Source organism: Streptomyces sp. NPDC047043, assembly GCF_040644055.1.
Lineage (GTDB): Bacteria > Actinomycetota > Actinomycetes > Streptomycetales > Streptomycetaceae > Streptomyces.
The window spans coordinates 14,100-28,488 of record NZ_JBEYVO010000034.1 but is presented as its reverse complement, the minus strand read 5'-3'; the positions used below and the strand labels follow the sequence as shown (position 1 = coordinate 28,488).

At 70.0% G+C, this 14,389-nt stretch carries 15 protein-coding genes; 7 read left to right on the top strand and 8 right to left on the bottom strand.

What is annotated here, in order from left to right:
• The first annotated feature begins 216 nt into the window (after positions 1 to 216).
• From ABZ880_RS41810 to ABZ880_RS41800, 3 genes are all read left to right on the top strand, one after another.
• On the top strand, positions 217 to 537 hold the full coding sequence (locus tag ABZ880_RS41810) for a helix-turn-helix transcriptional regulator (protein ID WP_361274769.1): 321 nt from the start codon (positions 217 to 219) through the stop codon (positions 535 to 537).
• Between the two features lie 125 nt (positions 538 to 662).
• Positions 663 to 1,205 carry a hypothetical protein gene (locus ABZ880_RS41805; protein WP_361274767.1) on the top strand — a complete coding sequence of 181 codons (543 nt, stop codon included), beginning with the start codon at positions 663 to 665 and terminating at the stop codon, positions 1,203 to 1,205.
• Between the two features lie 163 nt (positions 1,206 to 1,368).
• A complete protein-coding gene (locus ABZ880_RS41800) occupies positions 1,369 to 2,715 on the top strand; it encodes an IS630 family transposase (protein ID WP_361274764.1) in 1,347 nt (448 codons plus the stop codon).
• Positions 2,716 to 2,964: 249 nt separating this feature from the next.
• Here ABZ880_RS41800 and ABZ880_RS41795 read toward each other — a convergent pair whose 3' ends face one another.
• On the bottom strand, positions 2,965 to 3,438 hold the full coding sequence (locus tag ABZ880_RS41795; RefSeq protein WP_361274761.1) for a hypothetical protein: 474 nt from the start codon (positions 3,436 to 3,438) through the stop codon (positions 2,965 to 2,967).
• A gap of 22 nt (positions 3,439 to 3,460) precedes the next feature.
• Positions 3,461 to 4,903, bottom strand: a complete 1,443-nt coding sequence (locus ABZ880_RS41790) for an RNB domain-containing ribonuclease (RefSeq protein WP_361274758.1) — start codon at positions 4,901 to 4,903, stop codon at positions 3,461 to 3,463.
• Between the two features lie 77 nt (positions 4,904 to 4,980).
• Between ABZ880_RS41790 and yaaA the strand changes: the two genes are divergently transcribed.
• On the top strand, positions 4,981 to 5,763 hold the full coding sequence (gene yaaA, locus ABZ880_RS41785) for a peroxide stress protein YaaA (RefSeq protein ID WP_361274755.1): 783 nt from the start codon (positions 4,981 to 4,983) through the stop codon (positions 5,761 to 5,763).
• 146 nt (positions 5,764 to 5,909) lie between these two features.
• Here yaaA and ABZ880_RS41780 read toward each other — a convergent pair whose 3' ends face one another.
• Together ABZ880_RS41780 and ABZ880_RS41775 are read right to left on the bottom strand one after the other, a co-directional pair.
• Entirely contained in the window at positions 5,910 to 6,569 is a 660-nt protein-coding gene (locus ABZ880_RS41780; protein ID WP_361274752.1) for a response regulator transcription factor, read from the bottom strand.
• Positions 6,566 to 7,750, bottom strand: coding sequence for a histidine kinase (locus ABZ880_RS41775; RefSeq protein ID WP_361274749.1), 1,185 nt, complete (start codon positions 7,748 to 7,750; stop codon positions 6,566 to 6,568). The genes ABZ880_RS41780 and ABZ880_RS41775 overlap by 4 nt, the downstream gene beginning before the upstream one ends.
• A gap of 209 nt (positions 7,751 to 7,959) precedes the next feature.
• Here ABZ880_RS41775 and ABZ880_RS41770 point away from each other — a divergent pair, with 209 nt between their 5' ends.
• Both ABZ880_RS41770 and ABZ880_RS41765 read left to right on the top strand, forming a co-directional pair.
• Complete coding sequence (locus ABZ880_RS41770) at positions 7,960 to 8,568, top strand: hypothetical protein (protein WP_361274746.1); 609 nt, start codon at positions 7,960 to 7,962, stop codon at positions 8,566 to 8,568.
• Between the two features lie 161 nt (positions 8,569 to 8,729).
• On the top strand, positions 8,730 to 9,395 hold the full coding sequence (locus tag ABZ880_RS41765; RefSeq protein ID WP_361274744.1) for a bifunctional 4-hydroxy-2-oxoglutarate aldolase/2-dehydro-3-deoxy-phosphogluconate aldolase: 666 nt from the start codon (positions 8,730 to 8,732) through the stop codon (positions 9,393 to 9,395).
• Here ABZ880_RS41765 and ABZ880_RS41760 read toward each other — a convergent pair.
• Positions 9,379 to 10,401: an NAD(P)-dependent alcohol dehydrogenase gene (locus ABZ880_RS41760; protein WP_361274741.1), complete on the bottom strand. Its 1,023-nt coding sequence runs from the start codon at positions 10,399 to 10,401 to the stop codon at positions 9,379 to 9,381. The genes ABZ880_RS41765 and ABZ880_RS41760 overlap by 17 nt on opposite strands.
• 99 nt (positions 10,402 to 10,500) lie before the next feature.
• Between ABZ880_RS41760 and ABZ880_RS41755 the strand changes: the two genes are divergently transcribed.
• Complete coding sequence (locus ABZ880_RS41755) at positions 10,501 to 11,301, top strand: helix-turn-helix transcriptional regulator (RefSeq protein ID WP_361274738.1); 801 nt, start codon at positions 10,501 to 10,503, stop codon at positions 11,299 to 11,301.
• A gap of 15 nt (positions 11,302 to 11,316) precedes the next feature.
• Here the strand turns inward: ABZ880_RS41755 and ABZ880_RS41750 are convergent, their stop codons facing one another.
• From ABZ880_RS41750 to ABZ880_RS41740, 3 genes are read right to left on the bottom strand one after another with little or no spacing between them, the layout of a single operon-like run.
• Entirely contained in the window at positions 11,317 to 12,651 is a 1,335-nt protein-coding gene (locus ABZ880_RS41750) for a bifunctional RNase H/acid phosphatase (protein WP_361274735.1), read from the bottom strand.
• Between the two features lie 44 nt (positions 12,652 to 12,695).
• Positions 12,696 to 13,439: a C4-type zinc ribbon domain-containing protein gene (locus ABZ880_RS41745; RefSeq protein ID WP_361274961.1), complete on the bottom strand. Its 744-nt coding sequence runs from the start codon at positions 13,437 to 13,439 to the stop codon at positions 12,696 to 12,698.
• Positions 13,436 to 14,293 carry a Nif3-like dinuclear metal center hexameric protein gene (locus ABZ880_RS41740; RefSeq protein WP_361274733.1) on the bottom strand — a complete coding sequence of 286 codons (858 nt, stop codon included), beginning with the start codon at positions 14,291 to 14,293 and terminating at the stop codon, positions 13,436 to 13,438. The genes ABZ880_RS41745 and ABZ880_RS41740 overlap by 4 nt, the downstream gene beginning before the upstream one ends.
• Between the last annotated feature and the right edge of the window lie 96 nt (positions 14,294 to 14,389).

The following is a 14,389-nucleotide window of genomic DNA, read 5'->3' as shown; positions in this document are numbered from 1 at the left end:
ATTTTCCTCAATCGCGCCGGAAGCCGGGGAGTACGCGGGAGTTTTGGGATTTGGAGGAGGCTCGCGCGTACTACCGGAGTCGGGAGCTGCGACCAGGTGAGCGCACAGACCTGAAGCGGAAAGCTGAGGAGTAGGCGAGCTGAGCGACAGGATCATCACGTGAGAACTCAAGCCTGAGTGCGTTTATCGTTCTCGACACATGCCCACACTGAAGGTATGGCGACTCTGAGACTCACAACGTCGACCATTGCCGTGTTGGAAGTGCTCCTCGTAGCCCCAGTCGACTCCCCGGCTTGGGGGCTTCGTATCTGCCGTGACGCCGACCTCGGTTCGGGCACCGTGTACCCGATTCTTGATCGGCTTAGCGAGCGTGGATGGATCACGAGCTGGGATGAGGGTGAACCCCATCCTGGGCGCCCGCCTCGCCGCTACTACGAGCTAACGGGCGCAGGGCGCGCTCAGGCGCAAGCAGCTCTTGATGCCCGAAGGGCACGGAGGGGTAGGTTCCAGTTTGGCCTTTCGGGGGGCTCGCCGTGAGCCGAGTGCGTGGGTGGGCTGGCTGGGTTCGTGGGTGGGTTGGCTGGGTTGTGGTTCAGATGGTCGTAGTTGCGCTCACGGGGGGAGGTCTCGACGCACTCGTGCGACCGGCCACGTGGATCTCCATGGCGGGCTTGCCGATCCTTGCGGCATTCCTGATGGCCCTCTACGAAATGGCGGAACGGGCGAGAGATCTCCTGCGGCGCACTCCGCGATCGCCTAACTCCCGTTTCGCGGTCGAGGTGGTGTCATTTGCTGCAGCGCTCGCCGGTCGGCGGCGCAACTTCCTTTCAGCGTGGCTCGCAGACCTCGCTGGGGATCCTGAGGACGGCATCGTCCTGAGTAGGTGGCAACAGCGACGTCTCGCTTCGGGGTATGTCGTCGCGGCGGTGCGCATGCGTTTGCATGATCTTGCTGTCCCAGTGTGGCGCCCGATCGACTGGCTCCTTGCCGCTGAGTCGCGCACGAACGCGGTTATAACGGTGGCGGTTGGCGCTCTCGTGATTTACATCGATCTGAGCGACGGACTGCACACGCTCGCGACCGAGGGGTGGGGTTGGTGTGCTGGCTGTGGCGGATCGCTGTACATGCTGTTCCGATGGCTTCGCCGGATCCGTGGCATTGAGATTGCCAACCCAAGCGGGCCGCCGCACAGCGGTGATGACTGAATGTGAGGGGCCTTCCGCGCCAGAGGGCCTCAACCACGCCATGTGTGAAGACTCGTACACGTGGCACACCCCTTCGAAGATCTCGTGACCAAACAGCGTGCAGTGGACGAGGCTCTAGTGTGATGCGCCTGAAATCGCGGGCTTAAGTCTGTAGGTTGTTTTCATGTCTCGTGGTCCTCGTGCCGTCGAAGTTGTGCTGTCTGATGAAGAGCGCGGCGAGTTGCTGCGCTGGGCGGGCGGGGCGGTGGCGCCCCGTCTCGTCGAGCGGGCACGCATCGTCTTGGAGTGCGCGGACGGGAAGCCGAATACGCGTGTGGCGGCGGAGTTGAAGGTAACCGCGGACACAGTCAGGAAGTGGCGGTCGCGGTTTGCTGCCCGGCGGATGGCCGGACTTGCGGATGAGCCGCGGCCGGGCCGGCGCAAGTTGGAGCTGGTACTCAGCGAGGACGAACGGGCGCAGCTGACGCGCCTGGCGAGGCGCGCCAAGACCGCGCAGTTCCTGGCTCTGCGCGCGAGGATCGTGTTGCGGTGCGCTGAGGGTGGGACGAATAAGCAGGTGGCGGCCGAACTCGGGGTGCGTGAGCAGTCGGTGAGCCGCTGGCGGGCCCGATTTGTCAAGCAGCGGCTGGACGGTCTGCTCGACGAGCCACGGCCGGGTCGACCGCCCTCGATCCTGCTCGACCAGGTCGAAGACGTCATCGTCGCGACGCTGGAATCCGCCCCGGGCCAGGACACGCACTGGTCACGGGCCTCCATGGCCGCCCGCACCGGGCTGTCGAAGTCCACCATCGGACGGATCTGGAAGAAGTTCGACCTCAAGCCGCACTTGCAGGATGCCTTCAAGCTCTCCACCGACCCGCAGTTCGTCGCGAAGGTCGTCGACGTCGTCGGCCTGTATCACCAGCCGCCGGAGAAGGCCGTGGTGTTATGCGTGGACGAGAAGAGCCAGATTCAGGCGCTGGACCGCTCGCAGCCGGTACTGCCGATGATGCCGGGCATGCCCGAGCGGCGCACCCACGACTACCTGCGGCACGGCATCACCAGCCTGTTCGCCGCATTCAACATCGCCGACGGCACCGTCATCGGTGAACTGCACCGCCGCCACCGGGCAGTTGAGTTCAAGAAGTTCCTGGTCACGATCGACAAGGCGGTACCCGCCGGGCTCGATGTGCACCTGGTGTGTGACAACTACGCCACCCACAACACCCCTGAGATCAAGACGTGGCTGGTCAAGCACCCCCGCTTTCATGTCCACTTCACTCCGACCGGCTCCTCCTGGATCAACCAGGTCGAGCGGTGGTTCGGCCTGCTCACCGACAAGCTCATTCGCCGAGGCGTCCACACCTCCGTGAAGGCACTCGAGGATGACATCAGGACCTGGATCGACTCCTGGAACGAGAAGCCCAGGCCCTTCACCTGGACCAAAACCGCCGACGAGATCCTCAAATCCCTCGCCGCCTACCTCACCAAGGTCACTCCGCCAGCCACCGACAATCAGCGAGAAACTTAAGCCCGCGATTTCAGGCGCATCACACTAGCCCAAGCCCTGCTGCTCCGGGAGCAGTACGGCCAGCCGACCGAAGGCGACGGCCGGACCGAGGAGCAGACGCAGCGTTCAAGTTGTTGGACGAACCCGATGGCGACGACGACCGAGGCAGCCGCGTTGGCTGCGGTGATCCACATCGGCAGCTGGCCAAAGGCGACGACAGTCCACCAGGCGAGCCAGACGAAGAAGGCGGTGTAGGAGGTTCCGAGGGCGTTAACCGAGGCGGGTCGTCGGCTGCTCCTGGTGTAGCGGGTGTAGAGGGCGCGTCCGGCCCGGCCGAGCAGGAGAGCAGAGGTAGAGGCGGCGAGTGGAACGGCGACGCCGAGGAGGAGGCCGATCGCGCTGCCTCCTCGTGACGGCGCCGCCGGCCGCGGGCGAAGCGGCGGGCAGGGAGGTGACCGTGCGGGTGGCCTTCGCCAGCACTTGGTCCCGGCCGGGCTCGGCGAGCCGTTCGTCCCACTCGCGGGCGCGACGCCACTGCTCGCTGGTCATCTGCCGGTTGTGGGCGCAGGTCTCGCAGGGTTCGCCGGTGGGCCAGACGCGGCCGTCCTCGCACTGCGGCAGCCCGCAGCCCCTGGGGACGATGGCCACGTGCAGCAGCCAGGCTGCCGATATCGCCGATGGTGCGCAGGCGTCGCGGTAGCGGGAGGCCATCCGCGCGGGCGTCATCAGGTTGTGAGCGGCCACGCGGACGCCCTCATACACGCGATCACGCAGGCGCGAACAGCACCTTCGCCGCTCCCGGATCTGCCTGCGTGAGGCGTACCCGCAGCCGTTCGCCCAGCGGCAGGCGGTCGCCGCCCTCAACCCGGCCGATGATCGCCGGGGACTCCAACTGCACGGTGCCGACGGTGGGTTGATGTTCGTCTACGTCCACCACGCAGCCGTCGAACTCCTCCCCCACCCGGTCCGCCAGCAGCGCCGCCTCGACGATGTCCACGCACTCCCGCTCCACCGTGCCCGCGCGGCGGCTGCCGTCGGCCATCTCCTTCCGCAGCGCGTCCAGGGCGGCGAGCACCCAGTCGGGCGGTGCCTCGCCCGCCGCGGCCGCGATGCAGAGTTCCGACGCGTAGCGGTCGGCCAACCGCCGCAGCGGGGCCGTGCAGTGGGCGTAGGGCGCGGCGACGGCGGCGTGTGTGGTGATGGATGGGAGGTGGCCGTCGCGGAAGACGGTGTAGCCGGCGCCGCGCAGCAGCGTCGTGCACTCCTGGAGGAAGGCCGCGTGGTGCGGGTTGTGCGGGTCGAGGGAGCGGATCAGCTGCGCGTAGGAGACGTGGTGCGGCCAGTCGATGTGCAGCGCGTGCGCGGTACGGCGCAGGCGGCCGACGGCGCCGTCGGGGGCGGCGGGCAGGGTGCGCAGGATCCCGGTCCCACCCGCCAGCATCAGGTCGGCCGCCGCCATGCCCGTCAGGAGGGAGAGCTGCGCGTTCCAGCCGTCGGCGGGAAGCGGTGCCCGGTAGTTCAGCTCGTAGGTGTGATCCCGGTCGACGATCTCCTGCTCGGGCACCTTGAGGGAGATGCCGCCGCGCTCGACCTCCAGCCGTTCCCGCAACTCGCCGATCTCCTTGAGGAGTTGGAGCGGCTCTTCGGCCATCTTGTCGTCGATCTGCTTCTGTACGGCGGCGTAGTCGAGCTTGGCCCGGCTGCGGACGAGGGCGCGGCGGACGTCGACGGCGAGGGCGAGGGTGCGGCCGTCCGCGTCGAGGTCGATCGTCCACAGGGCGGCCGGGCGGACCTGGTCCGGCAGCAGGCTCGCCGCGCCCTCGCCGAGCAGTGCGGGGTGCAGCGGGATCCGCTCGTCGGGGAAGTAGAGGGTCATCACCCGGCGGTGGGCCTCCGCGTCCAGCGCCGATCCGGGTACGACGAAGGCGGCGACGTCGGCGATGGCGTACCGGACGCGGTAGCCGGTGCCCTGCCGGGACAGGTGCATCGCCTGGTCGAGGTCGAGGGAGGCGGGCGGGTCGATGGTGAAGAAGGGGATGTCCGTGGCGTCGAGGGGCGGGAGGGCGGGGGCCTTTGCGGCCCGTTCGGCCTCGGCGAGCACCTCGGGCGGGAAGCTCTCCGAGACGCCGAGTTCGGTGCGCAGCGCGGTGAGGGCGGCCCGGAGGGGGGCTTCGGGGGCGCCCATCACGCGGAGGTGGCGGCGGGGCATACAAGCGAGCGTAGGTCGCAGGCGGCCCGGTGGCACGCCGTACGCTGTCGCAGAGCTCAAACAGAAGGAGATCTTCCGTGCTGGTCCTGCTGCCGCCTTCCGAAGGCAAGGCGTCCTCCGGCCGTGGCGCCCCGCTGAAGACGGAGACGCTGTCGCTGCCGGGGCTGACCCCCGCCCGTGAGGCCGTACTCGACGAGCTGGTCGAGCTGTGTGCCGGCGACGAGGACAAGGCGCGTGAGGTGCTCGGACTGAGTGAGGGGCTGCGGGGCGAGATCGGCAAGAACACCGAGCTGCGGACGGCCGGCGCCCGGCCCGCTGGGGAGATCTACACGGGTGTCCTCTACGACGCCCTCGACCTGGCGTCTCTGGATGCCGCCGCGAAGAGGCGGGCGGCCCGGTCGCTGCTCGTGTTTTCCGGGTTGTGGGGTGCGGTCGGGGTGACCGACAAGATCCCCTCCTACCGTTGCTCGATGGGCGTGAAGCTGCCCGGGCTCGGGGCGCTGGGTGCGCACTGGCGGGCGCCGATGGCGGAGGTCCTGCCCGAGGCCGCCGGGAACGGGCTCGTCCTGGATCTGCGGTCCTCCGCCTACGCGGCGGCCTGGAAGCCGAAGGGCGAGGTCGCCGGGCGGACGGCGAGCGTACGGGTGCTGCACGCGCCCACCCGCAAGGTGGTCAGCCACTTCAACAAGGCGACCAAGGGGCGGATCGTACGGAGCCTGCTGACGGCCGGAGCTGCGCCCAAGGGGCCCGCGGAACTGGTGGAGGCGCTGCGGGATCTCGGTTACGTCGTGGAGGTGGAACCTCCCAAAACCGCTGGGAAGGCGTGGATGCTGGACGTGCTGGTGGACGAGATCCACTGATCCACTGACCGGCCGCCCGCGACCGGGTAGGCCGCTCGTGCAGCGCGACGGCCAGGTCTTCCAGGTGTGTGCCCACGCCGGCTTGCCCACTGGACTGCTCGGCATCGCCACGGCGGCCACCTGTTTCGGGGTTCTGCTCGGCAGGTTCAGGGGTAGAGGCCGGCCCGGAAGGTGAAGGAGACCAGTTGGGCTCGGTCGCGGGCGCCGACTTTCGTCATGGCGCGGACCGCGTGCGTCTTCACGGTGAACGGTGACACGGACATCCGGGCCGCGATCTCGTCGTTGCCGAGACCGCTTGCCACCAGAATGACGACGTCCCGTTCCCTGGGTGTCAGAGCGCTGAAGCGTCGCAGCAGTTCCTTGTCGATCAGCGGGGGCGGGCTGTCGGTCATGTGGCCGATGAGCGCGGCCGTCGCGGCGGCCGACAGCGCACCGCCACCGCCCACGACCTCGGTGATTCCGGCGACGAGTTCGGCAGGGCTCACGGTCTTGCTCAGGAAGCCGTTGGCGCCCGCGCGCAGGGCAGCGAGGACGATGTCGTCCTGGTCGAAAGTGGTCAGCACGATCACCCGCGTCTTCTCGGGTGGATGCTCCGCGCGGATCCGGCGGGTGGCTTCGACACCGTCGATACCGGGCATCCGGATGTCCATCAGCACCAGGTCCACGGGGTGCTCCCGCAGGAAGGGGACGACCTGGAGTCCGTCGGAGAGATCCCCCGCGACGACGAGACTCGGGTCGAGCCGAAGCATCGCCCGGATCCCGGCCCTGATCTCGTCCTGGTCGTCGACGATCAGAATCCGTGTCATCGGACAACCGCTCCCAGCGGGCTGAACTCCGCGTGGACCCGGAATCGCCCGTCGTGACTGTCGATCGTCAGCCGCCCGTTGGAGGACTCGACACGTTCGCGCATCCCCACCAGTCCCAGTCCGCTGCCCGAGTCGGAGCCGCGGGGGGCGTGACCCACATGGTTCTCGACGGTGACGCGGATCCTGCCGTCGTGCTCCCGTACCTCCACCGTTGCCGTCCCCTCTCCATGCCGGTAGGCATTCGTGAGCGCTTCCTGAACGACCCGGTAGACCGTCACGCCGACGCTCGGCTCCACGAAGCCGTCCGGGATGTCGATGGAGGGCCGCACCTCGAGGCCGATGCTTTCGAACGAGGCGATGAGTCCTTCCAGGCCGCTGAGCCCCGGGGTCGGCCGGAGCGCCTCGTCGCCGGAGACGTCGTCCCCGAGGCGGAGGAGCGCGAGGATGCGTTGCGTCTCGACGACGACGGTCCGGGCGCTGGACCTGGCGGAGACCAGGGCTTGCCGGGAGGACTCGGCGTCCTCGGGCAGCCCGATCTCCGCCGCACCGAGGTGCAGGCTCAGCATCGCGACCTGGTGGCCGATGACGTCGTGGAGGTCCCGGGCGATGCGCAGTCGTTCCTCGGTCACGCGCCGGGTGGCTTCGATCTCGCGGGTGGCGATGGCGATCTCGGCCCGCTCCTCCAGGGTCCACCAGTGCTCGCGATGGATACGGAGCGCGGCCCCCGTCGCACCTCCCGCCACGGCCGAGAAGAGGGCGGCGGCTCCCGCGACCGCACCGCCCCGAAATCCTCCGACCGTCATGAAGGTTCCCAGGAAGAACGCCGCCACGATGCCGGTTGCGGCCAGCGGCTGCTTTCCCCTGAGGGTGACCGAGAACAGCACGAGCACCGCCATCATCCACACCGACAGGGGGTCGTCACCCACCGCTGTGACGGCGAAGGACGCCGCACTCGTCACGACCAGTCCTGCCCACGGCTTCCACCAAGAGAGGGCGACGCCGCCGCCGGCGAGAAGTACCGAGAGGGCCGTCGGCCAGTCCGCCCCCCTCACGGTCGCGGCCACGATCTGCCCGCTGAACACCAGCGCGGCCACCGCATAGGCGACCCGGTGCAGCACCTCGGGGTGGCGCACCCACAGCGGTGCCGCGGGCCCGTCCTGACTGTTGTGCACCTTGACCATGAGCCGATTCTCGTTCGCGTGTGCGGCGGCCGTGTACTTCGAACGAAGTACACGACCGAGCTGCTTCGGTCGCCGGAGACGGCACAACCCATTCCGTCGAAGCCAATGGCCAAAGTACTTCGTTCGAAGTACGCGGCCCCTGCCGAGGCCGCTGAAACTCCTCATCGAGGCGACCGTCTCACACCGTCACGATCACAACGGGACACCCGATGACTCAGCCCACCGTAACTTCGACCACCTCGACCACTTCGGCCACGGCCACGACGGCGTCCTCCGGGCTCCGAACGCTCCACCAGATCCGAATCGCCTTCTCCCTGATCTGGGTGGCACTCGTCTTCACGACCTCCGCCTCGCTCGTATCGACGGACGAGCCCACAGTCATCGCGGCCGCACTGCTCGTCGTCTACCCCCTGTGGGACGCCATTGCCACGCTCATCGAGCGCCGCCTGGCCAGCACCGGCTCCACGAACAGCGTCAACACCCTCAACATCGGTCTCGGCCTCGCCGCCACCGCCGGGATGATCGTCGCCGTCTTCTCCACCATCGGGACGGCCCTTCTCGTGTTCGGCGTCTGGGCCCTCCTCTCCGGAGCCATCCAGCTCGTCGTGGCGATCCGGCGCCGGCGCACCGTCGGCGCCCAGTGGCCCATGGCCATCAGCGGCGGACAGTCCGTCCTCGCCGGTGCCACCATCGCCGCCACGTCCGCCTCGGCGACGAGCAATCTGTCCACCGTGGCCGGATACTCGGCGTTCGGCGCCTTCTGGTTCCTCGTCTCCGTCATCGCCCTGAGCATCCGCGGCCGACGCGCAAAGCGTTGACCAACCGCTGCAGTCGCGGCCGCGCTCCACACCGGCTGCCGGCAGATCGACACCGCGAGCGCGTACGTCAACGAGAAGCCCGTGTCGATCAGCCTTGTCGATCCATTGCAGTATGTGCAATGACCTTTGCGCATGCTGCGCGGTGCGGGCACGATGACAGCATGACCTCGCCGCTGCCCCCGTCCCGGCCCGAGCCGCTCCCCGCCGCCTCCGTGCTGGACCTCGCCCCCGTCATCCCGGTCGTCGTCATCGAGGACGCCGCCGACGCCGTACCGCTCGCCCGGGCGCTGGTGGCCGGCGGGCTGCCCGCGATCGAGGTGACGTTGCGGACGCCGGTCGCGCTGGAGGCGATCCGGGCGATAGCCGAGGCGGTGCCGGACGCGGTCGTCGGTGCGGGGACCGTGATCACGCCGGAGCAGGTGAAGGAGACCGTGGCCGCCGGGGCGCGCTTCCTGGTCAGCCCGGGCTGGACGGACGTACTGCTGGAGGCGATGCAGGCATCCGGGGTGCCGTTCCTGCCGGGGGTGTCGACCACGTCGGAGGTGGTGGCGCTGCTGGAGCGCGGGGTGCGGGAGATGAAGTTCTTCCCGGCCGAGGCGGCGGGCGGCACGGCGTACCTGAAGTCGCTCGCGGGGCCCTTGCCGCAGGCACGGTTCTGCCCGACGGGCGGGGTCGGCCCCGGGAACGCGCCGGAGTATCTGGGGCTGCCCAACGTCGCCTGTGTGGGCGGCACTTGGATGATCCCGGCGGATGCCGTCGCCGCCGGTGACTGGGGGCGGGTCGAGGCACTGGCACGCGAGGCGGCGGGGCTCAGGCGACACGGATGACGACCTTGCCGAAGGCGGCGCCGGTCGCGTAATAGCGGTAGGCCGCGTGGACGTCGTCGTACGGGAACACGCGGTCCACGACGGGGTGGAGGCCGTGCAGGGCTATGGCGCGGTTCATCTGCTCGAAGTGGGTGCGGCTTCCGACGAACAGGCGGCGCATGGTGATCAGGCTCGACGCGAGCGCGTCGGTCGTGATCTCCAGGGAGGGCCTGCGGGGGCTGTTCGCGGCGACCAGGGCGATGCGGCCGTAGAGCGCACTGGCGCGGACGGACTGTTCGATGGTGTCCGGGCCGCCGGTCTCGACGATCAGGTCCGCGCCGCGTCCTCCGGTCAACTGCCGTACATCGGCGGCCCATTCGGGGCTCTCGACGTAGTTGACGACGTGGTCGGCGCCCAGCGTCTTGAGGCGTTCGGCCTTTGCCGGGCTGGACGTCGTGGCGACGACCTCGGCGCCGAGCAGCTTCGCGAACTGCACCGCGAACAGGGCGAGTGCGCCCGTGCCGAGCGTCAGTACCGTCTCGCCGGGGAGCGGCGGGTCGCCGCCGCCGGTCAGCGCGTTCCAGGCGGTGACGCCGGCGCAGGGCAGGCAGGCGGCCTCCTCCCAGCCGAGGTGGTCGGGGATGCGGACGGCGGCTTCCTGGTCGATCAGCGCGTATTCGGTGAGCATGCCGGGGAGGGTGGCGCCGGGCTGGTCGATCAGGGCGGGGGTGATACGGCCGTCCAGCCAGCGTGGGAAGTACGTCCCCGTCACGCGGTCGCCGACCGAGAAGCGGGTGACCTCCGCGCCGACGGCCACGACCTCGCCCGCGCCGTCGCTCACCGGGATCACGTCGGGGGCGGCCTTGAGGGGGTAACTGCCGTTCAGGATCAGCAGATCGCGCTTGTTGAGGGAGACGGCGTGGATGCGGACGAGGATGTCGTGGGGGCCGGGTTCCGGGGGCTCTGCCGTGTCGCGGGGGACGATGCCTTCGACGGTGCCCGGGGTTTCCAGGTGGTAGGAGCGCATGCCGTCATGCTGGTCGGAGGCGGTACACGGCTCAATTCCCGGCAGGGTATGGGCGACGGCTGAGCCCCGCTGTCGTACCCGTGACGTACAACTGATCCCATGACCACCACCGCCGAACGACCCCCGCCCTTCGCCCGGGAGCTGCTGCGCTGGCGTACCGCCCGCCGGGTGTCTCAGCTGGAGCTCGCCTCGCGGGCGGGGACCACGCAGCGGTATGTGAGCTTCATCGAGCGGGGGCGTTCGGTGCCGGGGCGGGCGGTCGTGATCAGGCTCGCCGAGTCGCTGGGGCTGACGCTTCGGGAGCGCAACGCGCTGCTGCTGGCCGCCGGTTACGCGCCCGCGTTCCCCGAGTCACCGCTGGACGCGGCCGAACTGGGGCCCGTACGGGAGGCGTTGGACAGCATCCTGGAGGGGCATCTGCCGTATCCGGCGGTCGTCGCCGGGCCGCGCGGTGAACTCGTCGCGGCCAACGACGCGTTCGACGTGCTCGCGGAGGGTGCGGACCCGGCGTTGCTGAAGCCGCCGGTCAACGTGCTGCGGCTGGCGCTGCATCCGCGCGGGATGGCGTCGCGGGTGGTGAACCTGGACGCGTGGGGTCGGCACATCATCGAGAACCTGCGCGCGCGAGCCCTGCGCAGTCCCGACCCGCGGCTTGAGGAGGTGGCGGAGGAGCTGGCCGGGTACGTGCCGCCGTTGGGCGAACCCGGGGACGACTATCTCGGCTTCGCCGTGCCGCTGCGACTGCGGTGCGCGGAGGGCGAGTTGCGGCTGCTGACCACGCTCACGTCCTTCGCCACCGCCGTCGACGTGACGCTGGCCGAGCTGCACCTGGAGGCGTTCTTGCCGGCGGATGCGGAGACGGCCGAGATACTCCGCAGGCGTGCCGGCCAGCGCAGATGATCAGCGCGCCGGTGATCAGCGCAGGTGAGAGGTGTCGTTGAAGAGCCGTACGCTCGCGTTGCCGTCGGCGTAGTACGCCACCGCCGAGAGGGAGGCCGCGGAGAGTTCCATGCGGAACAGGGACTGGAGCGGGGCGCCCAGGGCGAGTTGGACGAACGTCTTGATCGGGGTGACGTGGGAGACGAGCAGGACGGTGCGGCCCGCGTAGGCCGCCGCCAGCTTGTCGCGGGCCGCCGCGATACGGGTCGCGGTCGCCGCGAAGCTCTCGCCGCCGCCCGAGGGTTGGGCCTCGGGGTCGGACAGCCAGGTGGTGAGGTCGTCCGGGTAGCGCTCGCGGACCTCGGCGAAGGTCAGGCCCTCCCAGGCGCCGAAGTCCGTCTCCCGGATCTCCTCGTCGATGCTCACCTCCAGGCCGAGGTGCGCGGCGACGATGGCGGCGGTCTCGCGGGTGCGGGTGAGGGGCGAGGCGACGATCGCCTGAATGGTGCCGCGCCGGGCCAGTGCCGCTCCGACCCGCTCGGCCTGGTCCCGTCCGATGTCGGAGAGGGAGGGGTTGGTGCCGCCGCTGCCGGAGAACCGTTTCTGGGGCGTCAGCGGGGTCTCACCGTGCCGCAGGAGTACGAAGGTTGCGGGTGCGCCCATGTCGGCGGGGGCCCAGCCGGGGCTGGCGACCGTCGTGGCGGCCCGCACATCGGCGTCTGCCTTCGCGGCCGGACCGCTCGCTGCCTCGGCCTTCGCCGCGGCCGGACCGCTCGCTTCCCCGGCCTTCGCCGCGGCCGCGTCGCCCGCTTCCCGCCCCTGCGTCAGCGCCTCGCGGGCCTTCGCCGCGCCCGCAGCCGCGTCGCCGGGCGGGCCCGACGGCTCGGGTGCGGCAGTGGCCGCGGACCGGGCGGCGGACGCCTCGATCTCCGCCGTGGATGCCGCGGGGTCCCACTGCTCGCCCCGCTTGCCCGCGTCCATCGCCTCGTTGGCCAGCCGGTCCGCGTGCTTGTTCTGCTCGCGCGGGATCCACTCGTAGGTCACCCGGTCCGGCGGGAAGATCCGGGACGCCACCATCGCCAGCGGCTTCATGTCGGGGTGCTTGATCTTCCAGCGGCCCGACATCTGCTCGACGACGAGCTTGGAGTCCATGCGGACGTGGACCGACGCGGAGGGGTCGAGCTGGTGCGCCGCGCGCAGGCCCGCGAGCAGCCCGCGGTACTCGGCGACGTTGTTGGTGGCGACGCCGATGTACTCGGCGGCCTCCACCAGGGTCTCCCCCGTCGTCGCGTCCAGTACGACCGCTCCGTAGCCCGCGGGCCCGGGGTTGCCCCGTGACCCGCCGTCCGCCTCGACGATGAACTCCCGCACGACCAAAGCCCCTTACGTCTTTCGAAGGCCTCTTACAGACCGGATTACAGACCGGACTCGGCCGTACGCACCAGGATGCGGCGGCAGTTCTCGCAGCGCACCACCGTGTCGGGGGCGGCCGCGCGGACGTCGTTGAAGTCGGTGATGGACAGCTCCTGGCGGCAGCCCTGGCAGGTGCGCTGGTACAGCTTGGCCGCGCCGATGCCGCCCTGCTGCTCGCGCAGCTTGTCGTAGAGCTTGAGGAGGTCCGCGGGGATCGTGGCGGAGATGACCTCGCGCTCCTTGGTCACCGTGGCGACCTCGCCGTCGATCTCCTCGAACGCGGCGTCGCGGCGCGCGGTCGCGTCGTCGATCTTCGACTGGACGGAGGAGACCCGCTCGGTCAGCTCGCGCACCCGCTCCTGCACGGACTCGATGCGCTCCATGACCTCCAGGACGATGTCCTCGAGGTCGCCCTGCCGCTTGGCGAGGGAGGCGATCTCGCGCTGCAGGTTCTCCAGGTCCTTGGGGGAGGTCACGGCACCGGAGTCCAGGCGCTGCTGGTCGCGGGCGGCGCGCTGGCGCACCTGGTCCACGTCCTGCTCGGCCTTGGTCTGCTCGCGGGTGGTGTCGCTCTCCTCGGTCTGCGCGGCCACCAGCAGGTCGCGCAGCTGGGTGAGGTCCTTGGTCAGCGACTCGATCTCGGCGTGCTCGGGCAGCGACCTCCGCTTGTGCGCGAGCTGCTGCAGGCGTACGTCGAGGTCCTGGACGTCGAGGAGTCGGATCTGGTCGGCGGGCGCGGCGTTCAGTTGGGGGCTCCCAGTGGGTCAGAAGTGGCAGTGGACGCCGCGTGGGCGGTCCAGGGGTCGGTGACCGTCTTGGAGACGTGGACCCTCAGGCCCCATCCCCTGCGGTCGGAGATCTCGTCGAGCTGGGTGGCGGCCAGCTCGCACCAGGGCCACTCGGTGGCCCAGTGCGCCGCGTCGAGCAGCGCGAGGGGGCTTTGGGCCACCGCCTCGGAGGCGGGGTGGTGGCGCAGGTCCGCGGTGAGGAAGGCGTCCACACCGGCGGCCCGTACGACGTCGAAGAGGCTGTCGCCGGAGCCGCCGCTGACGGCGACGGTGCGGACGGTCGCCTCGGGGTCGCCGGCGACGCGGATGCCCTGCGCGGTGGCGGGCAGCCGCTCGGCGGCGCGGGCGGCGAGCTCGCGGACGGTCAGCGGGTGGTCGAGCTCGCAGATGCGGCCCAGGCCCCGGCGGCCTTCCGGGTCGGTGGGGTCGGGCACGAGGGGTCGTACGACGCGGAGGTCCAGCGCGCCGGCCAGCGCGTCGCTGACACCGGGGTCGGCGGTGTCCGCGTTCGTGTGGGCCACGTGCAGCGCCACGTCGTTCTTGATGAGGGTGTGCACGACGCGGCCCTTGAAGTGGCTCGCCGCGACCGTCGTCGTACCGCGAAGGTAGAGGGGGTGGTGGGTGACCAGCAGGTCGGCGCCGAGCTTCACCGCCTCGTCGACGATCTCCTGCACCGGGTCGACCGCGAACAGGACCCGGGAGACCGCCTGGTCGGGGTCGCCCACGACGGTACCGACCGCGTCCCAGGACTCGGCCCGCTCGGCGGGCCACAGGTTCTCCAGCGCGGCGATTACTTCAGACAGACGGGGCACGGACAAAAGGCTACCTGCCTGTTCTGTCGTGCTGAACCGGTGCCGGAAACAAGGGTCCGGGGCCGAACCTCCTCACCACACCCGTCCCCACCCCCT

What these genes read in the sequence shown, in the direction of transcription:
- ABZ880_RS41790 (WP_361274758.1), bottom strand. Translation starts at nt 4,903, where the DNA reads ATGCCCCGCCGCCACCTCCGCGTGATGGGCGCCCCCGAAGCCCCCCTC.
- ABZ880_RS41770 (WP_361274746.1), top strand. Translation starts at nt 7,960, where the DNA reads ATGACTCAGCCCACCGTAACTTCGACCACCTCGACCACTTCGGCCACG.
- ABZ880_RS41810 (WP_361274769.1), top strand. Translation starts at nt 217, where the DNA reads ATGGCGACTCTGAGACTCACAACGTCGACCATTGCCGTGTTGGAAGTG.
- ABZ880_RS41800 (WP_361274764.1), top strand. Translation starts at nt 1,369, where the DNA reads ATGTCTCGTGGTCCTCGTGCCGTCGAAGTTGTGCTGTCTGATGAAGAG.
- ABZ880_RS41755 (WP_361274738.1), top strand. Translation starts at nt 10,501, where the DNA reads ATGACCACCACCGCCGAACGACCCCCGCCCTTCGCCCGGGAGCTGCTG.
- ABZ880_RS41775 (WP_361274749.1), bottom strand. Translation starts at nt 7,750, where the DNA reads ATGGTCAAGGTGCACAACAGTCAGGACGGGCCCGCGGCACCGCTGTGG.
- ABZ880_RS41780 (WP_361274752.1), bottom strand. Translation starts at nt 6,569, where the DNA reads ATGACACGGATTCTGATCGTCGACGACCAGGACGAGATCAGGGCCGGG.
- ABZ880_RS41805 (WP_361274767.1), top strand. Translation starts at nt 663, where the DNA reads ATGGCGGGCTTGCCGATCCTTGCGGCATTCCTGATGGCCCTCTACGAA.
- ABZ880_RS41760 (WP_361274741.1), bottom strand. Translation starts at nt 10,401, where the DNA reads ATGCGCTCCTACCACCTGGAAACCCCGGGCACCGTCGAAGGCATCGTC.
- ABZ880_RS41765 (WP_361274744.1), top strand. Translation starts at nt 8,730, where the DNA reads ATGACCTCGCCGCTGCCCCCGTCCCGGCCCGAGCCGCTCCCCGCCGCC.